This window comes from Stenotrophomonas capsici, from assembly GCF_034961085.1.
Lineage (GTDB): Bacteria > Pseudomonadota > Gammaproteobacteria > Xanthomonadales > Xanthomonadaceae > Stenotrophomonas > Stenotrophomonas capsici.
The window spans coordinates 137,156-150,865 of the sequence record NZ_JAYFUH010000061.1; the positions used below are offsets into that span (position 1 = coordinate 137,156).

Consider the following 13,710-nt stretch of genomic DNA (forward strand, 5'->3'; position numbering starts at 1 on the left):
GAAGGTGATCAAGCGTCGTCCTGGTCTTCGGGGGGCAGGATGGTGACGTGGAAGGCCTGCACGCGGCGTGCATCGGCACGTGCCACGCGGAACACGAAACGCTCCAGGGTCAGCTCGTCGCCGGTTTCCGGCAGGTGGCCGATGGCCTCGGTGACCAGGCCGCCGATGGTGTCGTAATCGTCGTCGGAGAAGTCGGCGCCGAAGCGCTCGTTGAAATCGCCGATGGTGGTCAGCGCGTCCACCACGTAGCGGCCATCGGCGAGGATGGCGATCTGCGCGGTGTGGTCCTCGGTCTCGTCATGCTCGTCGTCGATCTGGCCGACGATCTGTTCCAGCACGTCCTCGATGGTGACCACGCCGGCCACGCCGCCGTACTCGTCGACCACGATGGCCATGTGGTTGCGCGAGAGCCGGAACTCCTTGAGCAGTACGTTGAGCTTCTTGGCCTCGGGGATCAGCACCGCCGGGCGCAGCAGCTCGCGAATGGTGGAATGGCTGTTGTCGGCGACCACGCCGCGCAGCAGGTCCTTGGCCAGCAGGATGCCAAGGATGTCGTCCTTGTTCTCGCCGTGCACGGGGAAGCGCGAATGTCCGGATTCGACCACCTGCTTCATCAGTTCGATGAAGGGTGAATCCACCGGCAGGGACACCATGTGCGAGCGCGGCACCATCACATCGCCCACGGTCAGCTCGGCCACCGAGATGGCGCCTTCCATCATGCGCAGGGTATCTGCGGCGATCAGGCCGTCCTGCTGTGCGGTCTGCAGGATCGTCACCAGCTCGTCGCGGGTGTGGGGTTCGCTGGAGAAGGCCGAGCTCAGGCGCTCAAGCCAACTGCGTTTTTTCTCGCCCGGTTCGGGGCTGGTACTACTGTCGTCTTCAGACATCTCTTGGTTTGACGGCACCCGGCTCGCCGGGCGGTGCCGGCAAGTCTAGCAGAGGATGTTTACCGCTCCCGGATCAGCCGGCCGGGGGCTGGCCCGGTGCGTGGACGTCGGGTTCGGCGGGCTTGGACGGCGCCGGGTCGGCCGGTGCCGGCGCGCCCGGGGCCTCGCCTTCGGCCGGGTGGTCCAGGCTGTAGGTGCAGCTGACCAGGGTCTTGCCCGGGTGCGACTTGACGTTGGACACGCCCAGCACCACCGACTCGATCAGCGCCTCGCCGGAGCGGGCATCAATGACGTCGCGGCTGACCAGTTCGCGGCCGGCCATGAACTTGTCCGGGGCGTCATAGCCGGTTTCCAGGTCCAGCGTCCTGGCCAGGTCGCGGGGTTCGGGCAGGTCGAGGATGGCCAGCACGGTGCCGCCGGCCATGGCGACATGGTCGACCTGGTGGCCAAACACGCGGATCGGCGTGTTCAGCATGTACTCGGCCATGAACAGGTTGCCCTGTGGCAGCGGTCGCCAGCCCAGTGCCACGGCCTTGAGCGGGTCGTTGACGATCGGTGCCAGAGCGGCGAACTCGCTGACGCTCTGCCGGCACTCGATCAGCGCGGCCAGGTCGATCGGCCCTTGGGCCCGGGCGGTGCCAGCGAAGGCGAGCAGCAGGGGCAGCAACGGAGTCAGGCGCACGGGTGTTCCGCAGGACGGGGGCTGTCAATGATAGCCACGCATGTCCGTTCCGGTGCAGCCCGGCCATGGGGTCACCCGCAGCCTGGCCGCGAAGTTGGCGATGTCAGCCGCCTCCTGGGCTGCTCAATGTTCGCCGGCGTAGGGGTCTTCGATGCCCAGTTCGGCCAGGATCTCGCGCTCGAGCTGTTCCATGGCCTCGGCTTCCTTGTCGTCCTCGTGGTCCCAGCCGAGCAGGTGCAGCACGCCATGCACGGTGAGGTGGGCGTAGTGGGCATTGAGCGCCTTGCCCTGTTCCTTGGCCTCGCGTGCCACCACCGGCGCGCAGATCACCAGGTCACCCAGCAGCGGGAACTTCACGCCCTTGGGCAGCCCTTCGGGCACCTCGGCGGGAAAGCTCAGCACGTTGGTGGCGTAGTCCTTGCCGCGGTAGTGGCGGTTCAACGACTTGCCTTCCTTGGCATCGACCACGCGGATGGCCAGGTCGGCTTCGCGGATGCGCCCCTTCAATGCGGCCGCCACCCATTTGCGAAAGCTGACCGCGGCTGGCAGTCCGGCGCGGGGGAGGGCGTAGCTGATGGCTACATCAAGGCGGGTAGGGCCCTTGGTCATGGCAGGTTCCGGCAATTCAGGCAGTACAGAGGGGCACAGTATCGCGCGCTGGAGGTTTCATCGCGACTTCCATTCCGCGGCGGTGAACGGAATCTCCACGACCGCACTGTCCGCACGGCGCGCCGGTATGCCGGCTTCCTCGGCCGAGCCATGGCAGTTGTAGCCCTTGTGCAGGCTGACCTGGGTAGCCAGCGCCAGCGCGCCCTGCTCCGGGCTGGCGGCGGGATCCAGGTAGATCGTGGCGTCCTTGCAGCCGCCGACGTTGGCCACCTGCAACGCCGGGATCAGGATGCGCGCGGCCTGATCGGTCAGGGCATTGAACTGTTCCTGGCTGATGCGCTCCTGCGCCGCGGAGGCACGCAGCTTGAAGTAGTACAGCTGCTTGTAGAACAGGTAGCCATTGGAATACATCGGCCAGTCGCGGGGCAGCAGGTTCAGCTGCATCTGCAACCTGCGGCCGGTGACCTGCTCGGCCTGGGCGATGGCCTGGATCACCTGCGCATCGAGATCGTTGGCCGGGGTCTCGCTGCCGCGGGTATCGGCAGCGTCCAGCGGGAAGGGATCGTCGCGCAGTTCCTGCAGCCGCGAATAGGTGCCGTGCTCGGCGGCGTACTTCAAGCTGGCGCGGAGGTCCCTGATGCCGCTGTCGATCGCCTCGGCCGGGCTCATGCGCCCGGCCGGGTAGACGTAGATGTCCACCCGGGTTTCCTGGTGGTCCTTCAGCGCGTAACGAAAGCCCGCACCATCGAACTTCTGGCCGGGGTCGAAGCTGCTGCCCTGCAATTCGAAGTCGCCAACCTGTCTGGGGGCGATCAGGTAGCTGGTTTCAACGTAGGGGCGGGCCTCTGCCGGGGCATCCTTCTTCTTGCCGATGGCCGTGCAAGGCACGCAGATCACGACCAGCAGCGTGCAGGCGGAAAAAAGGCGATACACGTTGGGCATCACACTTCCTTTGTGCAGGTGATGCCCGGAGTGTAAGGCTTACTCGGCGCCGGGCTTGACCTGCTGCAGGTCGCGCCGGTCGTAGGCGTTGACGATGCGCGCCACCAGCGGATGGCGGACCACGTCGCGGGCCTCGAAGAAGGTGAAGCTGACGCCGTCCACGTCGCGCAGTACCTCGATCGCATCGCGCAGGCCGGACTTCACGTGCTTGGGCAGGTCGGTCTGGGTCAGGTCGCCGGTGACCACCGCGGTCGAGCCGAAGCCCAGGCGGGTCAGGAACATCTTCATCTGCTCGATGGTGGTGTTCTGCGCCTCGTCCAGGATCACGAACGCATCGTTGAGCGTGCGCCCGCGCATGTAGGCCAGCGGCGCGATCTCGATGACGTTCTTCTCCAGCAGCTTGGCCACCTTCTCCACGCCGAGCATTTCGTACAGGGCGTCATAGAGCGGGCGCAGGTAGGGATCGACCTTCTGGGTCAGGTCGCCGGGCAGGAAGCCCAGCTTCTCGCCGGCCTCCACCGCCGGGCGCACCAGGATCAGGCGCTGCACGCGCGATTCGTTCAAGGCTTCCACCGCCATCGCCACGGCCAGGAAGGTCTTGCCGGTACCGGCCGGGCCGATGCCGAAGTTGATGTCGTGGGTGGTGATCTGGTGCAGGTACTTGGCCTGGTTGGCACCGCGGCCGCGCACGGTGCCGCGCTTGACCTTGATCGCCACTTCCTGGGCTTCGTAGGCCTGATCGACCACCTGTTCGACGTTGGCCTGGTTCAGCCGCAGGTGGATGGCGTGGCTGTCGAACACGGTGTCCGCAGCCTCGGCGTAGAGGGCGTTGATCAGCTTCTCGGCCTCGGCGGAGGTCTTGCCGGGGCCGCTGACGCGGAACACATGGCCGCGGTTGGCGATCTGCACGCCGAGCTTGAGCTCGATCTGGCGCAGGTGCTCGTCGAACGGACCGGACAGGTTGGCCAGTCGTTCGTTGTCGATGGGGTCCAGGGTGAAGTCGCGATGGGTGATGGCAGTCATGGGCGATAGATGGTGGCGATGGCGGGGACATCAAGGCCGCCGCAGGGGACGCGGCGGGCGGTCCTGAGCCGCGGTCCGGGCGGGCCGGCAATCGCCAGGGTGCCGGGAGAGCGGGCGACTTGAAATTTAATTAATCGTTGAATTAAATGGAGGAATGAATCGAAAGCCCGACAAGCCCTCCGTGGATGCCCCCGCTGTGCAGGCCCCTATGGTCGCGCCGGGTGTCCCCGCAGCATCGTCCCGCAAGCCCCGCAAACGCACCCCCGGGCGTCGCCCCACGCAGGATGCGGCGGACCTGCGCGTCCAGTTGCTGGATGCCGCGCTGGCATGCTTCGTCGCCAAGGGCATCGCCGCGACATCACTGCGGGACATCGCGCAGCGTGCGGGCGTGACGCCGGCACTGGTCCACTACTACTTCGGTGACAAGCCGCGGCTGCAACAGGCCGTGGTGGAAGAACGCCTGTGGCCGGTGATGGCGCAGGTGCATGCCGGGGTGCAGGAGGCGGGCGAAGGCGTGGCGGGGTTGGTCGCGGCCTTCGTGGGGGGCGTGGTGCGGGCGGTGGCCGAGCACCCGTGGCTACCGACGTTGTGGGTGCGCGAGATCCTCTGTGAAGGGGGGGCGCTGCGCGAATTGATGATCGAACGCGTTGGCCCGGTGCTGCCGCGGATGCTGGTCGAGCGTTTCGCCGCGGCGCAACGCGATGGCCAGTTGAACCCGCAGCTGGATCCGCGTCTGATGGTGGTCTCGCTGATGGGGCTGACCATGTTCCCGCTGGCCAGTGCCCCCATCTGGCAGTCGTTGTCCGGCGCCCAGGACCTGGGCGCCGAAGCGGTGCAACGCCATGCATTGGCGCTGCTGACGCACGGACTGGAGCTGAAGGCATGAACAAGCGGCGTGGGTTCCTTGTCATCGGGATGCTGTTGTCGCTGGCGGCCTGTCGCGGGCAGGCGCCGCAGGCGCTGGGGACGCTGGAATGGGACCGGGTGACGCTGCCGGCACCGGCGTCGGAACGAATCGTGCGGATCGACGTGCGCGAGGGGCAGCAGGTGGCGGCGGGCGCGCCACTGATGCAGTTGGAGCTGACCTACGCACAGTCGCAGCTGGCCGCCTTGCAGGGACAGGCGGCACAGAGCACGGCGGCGTTGTCCGAACTGCACAACGGGCCCCGCAGCGAAGACATCGCGCAGGCGCGTGCCGCACTGGGGGCCGCACAGGCACAGGCACGCGAAGCGCAGGCCTACTACGCCCGGCTGCAGCCACTGGGGACGCGACAGCTGGTTGCGGCCTCCGAACTGGACCGCGCGCGGGCGGCGGCGCAGAGCGCGCAGGCCGACGCCGGCCGCGCTGAAGCGGCGCTGGCCGAACTGCTGCATGGCAGCCGCATCGAACAGGTGGCGCAGGGCGAAGCGGCGCTGGCATCGGCGCAGGCCAACGTAAGCGCGCAGGCGGTGCTGCTCGGCAAGCTCGCGCTGGTCGCGCCACGCGCGGGGCGCGTGGACAGCCTCCCCTACAAGCTGGGCGACCAGCCCGCGCAGGGCTCGCCGCTGGCGGTGCTGCTGGTGGGCGAGGCGCCGTATGCACGCGTCTACCTGCCGCAGGCGCTGCGCAACCGGCTCCAGGTCGGGGATGCCCTGCAGGTGCAGTTGCAGGGCGATGCGGCCACGCAGGTCTACCCGGGCCGGATACGCATGATCCGCAGCGAACCGGTGTTCACGCCGTACTTTGCCTTGACCGGCCAGGACGCCGAGCGCCTGAGCTACCTCGCCGAGATCAGCCTGGGCAAGGAGGCCGCCACGCTCCCGGTCGGGGCGCCGCTGAAGGTGCTGGACGATGGCCGGCGTTGAACCGGCCGCGCCGGTGCGCGTCGTCGCTCCGTCGGATGACATCGCGATCCGCGCGCGCGGCGTGAGCCGGTTGTTCGGTGCGCTGAAGGCCGTGGATGACATTCACCTGGATGTGCCGCGCAGGCAGGTCTACGGCTTCCTGGGACCCAATGGCTCGGGCAAGTCCACCACCATCCGCATGCTGTGCGGCTTGTTGACCCCCAGTGCCGGCCAGATCGAGGTGCTGGGGTTGCAGATCCCCGAGCAGGCCGAGGCATTGCGCAGCCGCATCGGCTACATGACCCAGAAGTTCTCGCTGTTCGAGGACCTGAGCGTGCGCGAGAACCTGGAGTTCCTGGCCGCCGTGTACGACCTGCCGCGCGCGCGGGCGCGCCAGCGCATCGAGGTGCTGCTGGAGCAGTACCGGTTCCAGGACCGCCAGAAGCAGTTGGCCGGCACCATGAGCGGCGGCCAGAAGCAGCGCCTGGCATTGGCTGCCGCGGTGCTGCACGAGCCGGAGCTGCTGTTCCTGGACGAGCCGACCAGCGCGGTGGACCCGGAATCGCGCCGCGATTTCTGGGAGAAGCTGTTCGAACTGGCCGATGCAGGCACGACCTTGCTGGTGTCCACGCACTACATGGACGAGGCCGAGCGCTGTCATCGCATCGCCATCCTCGACCATGGCGCGCTGGTCGCCGACGGCACCCCGGCCGAACTCACCGCCCGCCTGGCCGGGCGCACGCTGGTGGTCGAGGCGGCACAGCCGCGGCAGGCCGCGCGCGTGCTGTCCGACTGCCCGGGCGTGATCAGCGTCGCGCAGATCGGCAACAGCTTGCGCGTGCTGCGGGCCGACGACGAGGGCGGCGAGGCATTGACCCGGGCACTCGAGGCGGCGGGCATCACCGCGCAGGTGCATCCGCAGGCGGCGAGCCTGGAGGATGTGTTCGTTGCCGCGACCCGCGGCAGGGCCGTGGATACGGCGGAGGACGCATGAAGCTGCGACGACTGCTCGGCGTGATGGTCAAGGAGCTTCGGCAGATGCGCCGCGACCGCATCACCCTGGCCATGATCATCGGTATCCCGGTGATGCAGCTGCTGCTGTTCGGCTACGCGATCAACACCAACCTGCGCGACCTGTCGGCCGGCTTCGCCGACCAGGCGCGCACCTCGGCCTCGCGCATGCTGGCACGGGACATCGTCGCCACCGGCGTGGTCGCGCCGGTACTGGAGGCGGAAACCCCGCAGCAACTGGTGGAGGCGATGCGGCGTGGCCAGATCAGCATCGGCATCGTCATCCCCATGGACTACGAACGGCGCCGGGCCGAAGGCCGCGAGGCGTTGCAGATCCTGGTCGATGGCAGCGACAACGCGGTGCAGAGCGCGGCCGCGCAACTGGCGCGGATGCCGTTCGATGGGGCCGGCTTCGAGCCGCTGGCGCCCACCGCGATCAGCGTGGTGGGCTTCTACAACCCGCAGCGCAGTTCGGCGGTCAACATCGTCCCCGGCCTGGTCGGGGTGATCCTGACCATGACCATGGTGCTGTTCACCGCGGTGGCCATCGTGCGCGAGCGCGAGCGCGGCAACATGGAACTGCTGATCGCCACGCCGGTGACCAGCGCCGAGCTGATGATCGGCAAGGTCATCCCCTACGTGATCATCGGCCTGCTGCAGACCGGCATGGTGCTGGCGCTGGGCACCTGGTTGTTCCACGTGCCCATCGGCGGCAGCCTGCTCGACGTGTTCATCGCCGCCGGCCTGTTGATCGTGGCCAACCTGGCACTGGGGCTGCTGATCTCCACGCGTGCACAGTCGCAGTTCCAGGCGATGCAGATGACGTTCTTCATCTTCCTGCCGTCGATCCTGTTGTCCGGCTTCATGTTCCCGTTCGCCGGCATGCCGCGCTCGGTGCAGTGGCTGGCCGAAGTGCTGCCGCTGACCCACTTCCTGCGCCTGATCCGGGGCGTGATGCTGCGCGGGGCGAGCCTGTGGGAGCTGTGGCCCGGCGTGGTCGCGCTGCTGGCCTTCAGCACGGTGATGATGGCCGGGGCGATCCTGCGTTTCCGCAAGCGGCTGGATTGAGACCGGGTTCTCCACAGGCGGTGTGGATGCGGACGCGACGAAGTTGTGGATATCGTGCTGCAGCCCTTGTGCTGCAAGGCTTCAGGCACATCGGTCAAAAAAGTGCCATGGGCGGGTAGCTTGTCCACACTGGATGTGGATCGAATCTGCATGAAGATGTGGATAACCGCGCGTAGCCCAGCAACGGCGGGCCTTTCAACGGCATGGCGAAAAAATGACCGCACCCGGCCCGTAAGAGCGCCTGTGGGCGCTCCTGGGTGACGTCCGGCTGTTGGCTGGCATGCACTCCCGGGCGGGCGCCGCTCACCCGGGATCGGCAGGCCTTTACGTCGGGGTGACGACCCGGCCGCGCAACGAGTTGCTCAAGGCCTCGGTGATCAGCACGTCGACGAACTGCCCCACCAGGCGGGCATGGCCGGCGAAGTTCACCGAACGCATGTTCTCGGTCTTGCCGGTCAGTTCGTTCGGGTCCTTGCGCGAAGGGCCGTCGACCAGCACCGACTGCACCGTTCCCACCATCGCATTGGAAATGGTGGCGGCATGCGCGTTGATGTGGGCCTGCAGGCGCGACAGGCGCGCATGCTTCTCGGCGTCGCTGATCGTGTCCTCCAGGTCGGCGGCCGGGGTGCCCGGGCGACGCGAGTAGATGAAGGAGAAGCTCTGGTCGAAGCCCACGTCCTCGATCAGCTTCATGGTCTTCTCGAAGTCGGCGTCGGTCTCGCCGGGGAAGCCGACGATGAAGTCCGAGCTGATCGAGATGTCCGGGCGCACCGCGCGCAGCTTGCGGATCTTGGCCTTGAACTCCAGCGCGGTGTAGCCACGCTTCATGGCGCTGAGGATGCGGTCGCTGCCGGCCTGCACCGGCAGGTGCAGGTAGTTGGCCAGCTTGGGCACGTCGCGGTAGGCGTCGACCAGCGAATCGCTGAATTCCAGCGGGTGCGAGGTGGTGAAGCGGATGCGGCCGATGCCGTCGATCTCGGCCAGGGTGCGGATCAGCAGGCCCAGGTCGGCTATCTCGCCATCGCCGTAGGGGCCGCGGTAGGCATTGACGTTCTGGCCGAGCAGGTTGATCTCGCGCACGCCCTGCGCGGCAAGCTGCGCGCATTCGACCACCACGTCCTCGAACGGGCGGCTGACCTCGGTGCCGCGGGTGTAGGGCACCACGCAGAACGAGCAGTACTTGGAGCAGCCTTCCATGATCGAGACGAAGGCCGAAGCGCCTTCGGCGCGCGGCTCGGGCATGCGGTCGAACTTCTCGATCTCCGGGAAGCTGATGTCCACCTGCGGCTTGTTCTGCTCGCGGCGGGCACGGATCAGCTCCGGCAGGCGGTGCAGGGTCTGCGGGCCGAACACCAGGTCCACGTAGGGCGCGCGCTTGACGATGGCTTCGCCTTCCTGCGAGGCCACGCAGCCGCCCACGCCGATGATGACGTCGCGGCCGCCGGCCTTGAGCGCCTTCCAGCGGCCGAGCTGGCTGAACACCTTCTCCTGTGCCTTCTCGCGGATGGAGCAGGTGTTGACCAGCACCACGTCGGCCTCTTCGGGGTTGTCGGTCAGCTCCAGGCCTTCGGACTCGGCCAGCACGTCGGCCATCTTGGCCGAGTCGTATTCGTTCATCTGGCAACCGTGGGTCTTGATGTAGAGCTTGCCGCGCGCACCGCCGGCAACCTTCGGCTTGGCGCCGGGCAGGGGAATCAATTCAGAAGTGGTCATTTCAGCAGGCGGCACGGCAGGGCCGGCCGTGATCGGCGAGGGAGTGGCTGGCGTCCCGGGCATGGCGCTTATTCCAGACGGGTGGGCGGGCAGGCGGCCCGGGGGCCGCATTCGAAGAGGGCTATTGTATCGGCCCCGGCCGGCTGGGTGAGAACACGCCGCGTCAAATACTTGGCAAGCCTCGCCGAAGCTGGGAGACTCCCCCGCCATGAAGGGGATTTTGGGGATCACCGGCATTCTGCTCGCCGCACTGGCCGCCTTGCCGGCCAGTGCCGGCACGCTGTACAAGTGCGTCGGCAACGACGGCATCCCGAACTACGTGAACCGCCGCATCAGCGGGGCCAGCTGCAGCGTGGTGAGCAGTTACCGCCCAGCGCGTGAGCCCGCGCGCGCGCCTGCGCCAGCCATCGCGCCGTCGGTCCCGACCATCACCGGTGAAGGCCGGGGCAACGCGGTCGCCGCCCAACCGGCGCCGGTCGCGGCCAGCAATCCCGCCCCGGCGACGGCACCTGCCACGGTTGGTCGTGCCCAGCGCGTGGTCAGCGGGCAGGTCTACTCCTATATGAAGGACGGGGTGCGGCATTACTCCAGCACTCGGCCGAGCCAGGTCGCCAGCATCGGCCCGGTCCGCACCATCCAGTACAGCTACATCGAACGCTGCTATGCCTGCGGGGTGACCTCCCGGGTCAACTTCGGCACGGTACGCCTGAATACGCAGGCCTACAGCGCCGAGATCGCCGCCGCCGCGCGCGAGTTCGGGGTCGAGGAGGCGGTGGTGCGGGCGGTGATCCATGCCGAGTCGGCGTTCAATCCCACCGCGCTCAGTCGCGCTGGTGCGCAGGGGCTGATGCAGCTGATGCCGGCCACCGCGCGGCGCTTCGGCGTGACCGATTCGTACGACGCCAACCAGAACATCCGTGGCGGGGTGCAGTACCTGTCCTGGCTGCTGCGTCGCTTCAACGGCAGCCTGACCCTGGCTGCGGCGGGGTACAACGCCGGCGAAGGTGCGGTGGACCGTCATGGTGGCGTGCCGCCCTACAGCGAGACCCAGTATTACGTCCAGCGCGTGGCCCAGTTGGCCGAGCGCTATCGGGGCGAACGTACCTCCAGCCTGTAACCTTCGGCCACGTGTTGCGGCGGGTCGTGACAAATCCCGCGGACTGGTGTTTGATCGCGTTGTGCGGGCGTTAAGCGTTCCGTTACACTCGCGTGCGATTCGTTTCAGAGCAGGCTGGTCCCCACCCAGACTGCTGGCAGCCTCAAGCTACCTAATCAATAGTCGGAGAGCCGGATGGCCAACGATGGGGTAAACGATCCAGTCAATACCGGGCGTCGCCGGTTCTTGACAACGACCACCGCGGTGGTCGGAGCAGTTGGCGTAGGTTTCGCAGCTGTACCTTTCATCAAATCGTGGAATCCCAGTGCGCGGGCCAAGTTGGCCGGTGCCCCGGTGACCGCCGACATCAGCGCCCTGCAGGAAGGCCAACGGCTGATCCTGGAATGGCGCGGCCAGCCGATCTGGATCGTCAAGCGGTCCAAGGCCATCCTCGAGGCACTGCCCAGCCTTGATGGCCGGTTGAAGGACCCCGAGTCCGGCAACAAGGACCAGCAGCCGGACTACGTGCTCAAGGGCAATGCCGAATTCCGCTCGATCAAGCCGGAGATCTCCGTGCTGGTCGGGCTGTGCACGCACCTGGGCTGCTCGCCGGAGATGGTTGCCGAGATCCGCCCCGAGCCGTATGACGCGCAGTGGAAGGGGGGCTACTTCTGCCCCTGCCACAAGTCGCGCTTCGACATGTCCGGGCGCGTGTTCCAGGACGTGCCGGCACCGATCAACCTGCTGGTGCCGCCGCATCACTACACCGATGACAACACCATCGTCATCGGTGTCGATCCGCAGGGGGCAGCCTGACCATGGCCAACATCCTCGTCCGTACCGCCACCGGCGTGGCCAACTGGGTCAACGAGCGTGCCCCGGGCCTGATGCCGGTGTACCGCAAGCACGTCAGCGAGTACTACGCGCCGAAGAATTTCAACTTCTGGTACTACTTCGGCTCGCTGGCGCTGGTGATCCTGGTCAACCAGATCCTCACCGGCATCTTCCTCACCATGCACTACAAGACCAGTGCAGCCGAGGCGTTCGCATCGATCGAATACATCATGCGCGACGTGGAGTGGGGCTGGCTGATCCGCTACATGCACTCCACCGGGGCCTCGCTGTTCTTCATCGTGGTCTACCTGCACATGTTCCGCGGCCTGATGTACGGCAGTTACAAGAAGCCGCGCGAGCTGGTGTGGATCCTGGGCATGCTGATCTACCTGGTACTGATGGCCGAAGCCTTCATGGGTTACGTGCTGCCCTGGGGCCAGATGTCGTTCTGGGGCGCGAAGGTCATCATCTCGCTGTTCGGCGCCATCCCGGTGATCGGCAACGGCCTGACTGAGTGGATCATGGGCGACTACCTGCCCGGCGATGCCACCCTCAACCGCTTCTTCGCCCTGCATGTGATCGCGCTGCCGCTGGTGCTGCTGCTGCTGGTGGTGCTGCACCTGGGGGCGTTGCACGAGGTGGGCTCGAACAACCCCGACGGCGTGGAGATCAAGAAGGGGCCCAAGGGCAACCGCTGGTCGCCGACCGCGCCGACGGACGGCATCCCGTTCCACCCGTACTACACGGTCAAGGACATGGTGGGCGTCGGCTTCCTGCTGGTGCTGGCGGCGTTCATCATCTTCTTCGCGCCAGGCTTCGGCGGGCTGTTCCTGGAACACGACAACTTCACCGAGGCCAACCGCCTGGTGACGCCGGAGCACATCAAGCCGGTGTGGTACTACACCCCGTACTACGCGATGTTGCGCGTGGTGCCGAACAAGCTCGGCGGCGTGATCGTGATGTTCTCGGCCATCGCCATCCTGTTCCTGGTGCCGTGGCTGGACAAGGCCAAGGTCAAGTCGATCCGCTACCGCGGCCCGATTTCCAAGGTGATGCTGGGTATCCTGGCGGTGTGCTTCGTGTGGCTGGGCGTGATCGGTTCCGGTCCGGGCACCGCGATCTGGGAGACCTGGGTGGGGCGCGTGCTGACCTTCCTGTACTTCGCCTTCTTCATCACCATGCCGGTTTGGACCAAGCTCGACAGCACCAAGCCGGTACCGGAACGGGTGACGACGCATGACTGACAAATGGATGGTGCGGCTGGCCATGGCCGCCGCGATGGTGTTCTGCGTGTCGGCCAATGCCGCCGAAGGGGGCAAGCTGCAACAGGCCGGCAACGACCTGGGCGACAAAGCCTCGCTGCAACGCGGTGCCCAGGCCTACATGAGCTACTGCTCCGGCTGTCATTCGCTCAAGTACCTGCGTTATTCGCGCATGGCCGAGGACCTGGGCCTGACCGAGGCGCAGGTGATGGACAACCTCAACTTCACCGGGGCCGCGTTCGGCGAGCAGATCCAGGTCGCCATGCCGCACGATGAGGCCACCAAGTGGTTCGGCAAGATGCCGCCGGACCTGAGCCTGATCGCCCGCGTGCGCGGCACCGACTGGATCTACAGCTACCTCAAGTCGTTCTACGTGGATCCGTCGCGGCCGCTGGGCTGGAACAACACCGTGTTCCCGAACGCCTCCATGCCCAACCCGCTGTGGGAGCTGCAGGGCATCCAGCACGCCGAGCACGGCAAGGCCGAGCAGCCGGGGCTGGACCCGCCGGTGGTCGGGCTGAAGATCGCCCAGCCGGGCAAGGTGGACGCCCGGGAGTACGATCAGACCGTGCGGGACATCACCAACTTCCTGGAGTACGCCGGCGAGCCGGCCGCCCTGAAGCGGCAGAGCCTGGGTGTCTGGGTGGTCCTGTTCCTTGCGCTGTTGACGTTCCTGGCTTATCTGGTGAAGACCGAGTACTGGAAAGACGTGCACTGACCCGGCGGCCGCCCCACTGGAGGGCCTTGGCAATCGAGCAG

14 protein-coding genes are annotated in these 13,710 nt (G+C 66.9%); 8 read left to right on the forward strand and 6 right to left on the reverse strand.

The features are described 5' to 3' along the window. Positions 1–8 precede the first annotated feature (8 nt). The 5 genes from VA603_RS02495 to VA603_RS02515 all read right to left on the reverse strand — a co-directional run bounded on the left by VA603_RS02495 (position 9) and on the right by VA603_RS02515 (position 4,143). A complete protein-coding gene (locus tag VA603_RS02495) occupies positions 9–887 on the reverse strand; it encodes a CorC family transporter (protein WP_132864482.1) in 879 nt (292 codons plus the stop codon). A 73-nt stretch (positions 888–960) separates the two neighbouring features. Then, entirely contained in the window at positions 961–1,569 is a 609-nt protein-coding gene (locus VA603_RS02500) for a hypothetical protein (protein WP_425603644.1), read from the reverse strand. Between the two features lie 123 nt (positions 1,570–1,692). Then, positions 1,693–2,178 (reverse strand): rRNA maturation RNase YbeY, encoded by a 486-nt coding sequence (ybeY, locus tag VA603_RS02505; protein WP_192286291.1) that lies wholly within the window; start codon positions 2,176–2,178, stop codon positions 1,693–1,695. 57 nt (positions 2,179–2,235) lie between these two features. Continuing rightward, positions 2,236–3,120 carry a hypothetical protein gene (locus tag VA603_RS02510; protein ID WP_323437837.1) on the reverse strand — a complete coding sequence of 295 codons (885 nt, stop codon included), beginning with the start codon at positions 3,118–3,120 and terminating at the stop codon, positions 2,236–2,238. A gap of 39 nt (positions 3,121–3,159) precedes the next feature. After that, the gene (locus VA603_RS02515; RefSeq protein ID WP_323437838.1) at positions 3,160–4,143 is read right to left on the reverse strand and encodes a PhoH family protein; all 984 of its coding nucleotides are present in this window, start codon (positions 4,141–4,143) and stop codon (positions 3,160–3,162) included. Positions 4,144–4,297: 154 nt separating this feature from the next. Here VA603_RS02515 and VA603_RS02520 point away from each other — a divergent pair, with 154 nt between their 5' ends. The 4 genes from VA603_RS02520 to VA603_RS02535 are packed head-to-tail and all read left to right on the forward strand — an operon-like array spanning position 4,298 to position 8,046. Next, the gene (locus VA603_RS02520; protein WP_323437839.1) at positions 4,298–5,029 is read left to right on the forward strand and encodes a TetR/AcrR family transcriptional regulator; all 732 of its coding nucleotides are present in this window, start codon (positions 4,298–4,300) and stop codon (positions 5,027–5,029) included. Then, positions 5,026–5,988 carry an HlyD family secretion protein gene (locus VA603_RS02525; RefSeq protein WP_323437840.1) on the forward strand — a complete coding sequence of 321 codons (963 nt, stop codon included), beginning with the start codon at positions 5,026–5,028 and terminating at the stop codon, positions 5,986–5,988. The genes VA603_RS02520 and VA603_RS02525 overlap by 4 nt, the downstream gene beginning before the upstream one ends. Beyond that, positions 5,975–6,961, forward strand: coding sequence for an ABC transporter ATP-binding protein (locus VA603_RS02530; protein WP_425603645.1), 987 nt, complete (start codon positions 5,975–5,977; stop codon positions 6,959–6,961). Before VA603_RS02525 ends, VA603_RS02530 begins: the two co-directional genes overlap by 14 nt. Beyond that, on the forward strand, positions 6,958–8,046 hold the full coding sequence (locus tag VA603_RS02535; RefSeq protein WP_323437841.1) for an ABC transporter permease: 1,089 nt from the start codon (positions 6,958–6,960) through the stop codon (positions 8,044–8,046). Before VA603_RS02530 ends, VA603_RS02535 begins: the two co-directional genes overlap by 4 nt. Positions 8,047–8,370: 324 nt before the next feature. Here the strand turns inward: VA603_RS02535 and miaB are convergent, their stop codons facing one another. Further along, complete coding sequence (gene miaB / locus VA603_RS02540; protein ID WP_323437842.1) at positions 8,371–9,822, reverse strand: tRNA (N6-isopentenyl adenosine(37)-C2)-methylthiotransferase MiaB; 1,452 nt, start codon at positions 9,820–9,822, stop codon at positions 8,371–8,373. A 145-nt stretch (positions 9,823–9,967) separates the two neighbouring features. Here miaB and VA603_RS02545 point away from each other — a divergent pair, with 145 nt between their 5' ends. From VA603_RS02545 to VA603_RS02560, 4 genes are all read left to right on the forward strand, one after another. After that, the gene (locus VA603_RS02545) at positions 9,968–10,876 is read left to right on the forward strand and encodes a lytic transglycosylase domain-containing protein (protein ID WP_323437843.1); all 909 of its coding nucleotides are present in this window, start codon (positions 9,968–9,970) and stop codon (positions 10,874–10,876) included. A gap of 174 nt (positions 10,877–11,050) precedes the next feature. Further along, the gene (petA, locus tag VA603_RS02550) at positions 11,051–11,671 is read left to right on the forward strand and encodes a ubiquinol-cytochrome c reductase iron-sulfur subunit (RefSeq protein WP_132864473.1); all 621 of its coding nucleotides are present in this window, start codon (positions 11,051–11,053) and stop codon (positions 11,669–11,671) included. 2 nt (positions 11,672–11,673) lie between these two features. After that, positions 11,674–12,933, forward strand: a complete 1,260-nt coding sequence (locus VA603_RS02555; protein ID WP_132864472.1) for a cytochrome b — start codon at positions 11,674–11,676, stop codon at positions 12,931–12,933. Continuing rightward, a complete protein-coding gene (locus tag VA603_RS02560) occupies positions 12,926–13,669 on the forward strand; it encodes a cytochrome c1 (RefSeq protein WP_323437844.1) in 744 nt (247 codons plus the stop codon). Before VA603_RS02555 ends, VA603_RS02560 begins: the two co-directional genes overlap by 8 nt. Positions 13,670–13,710: the final 41 nt, after the last annotated feature.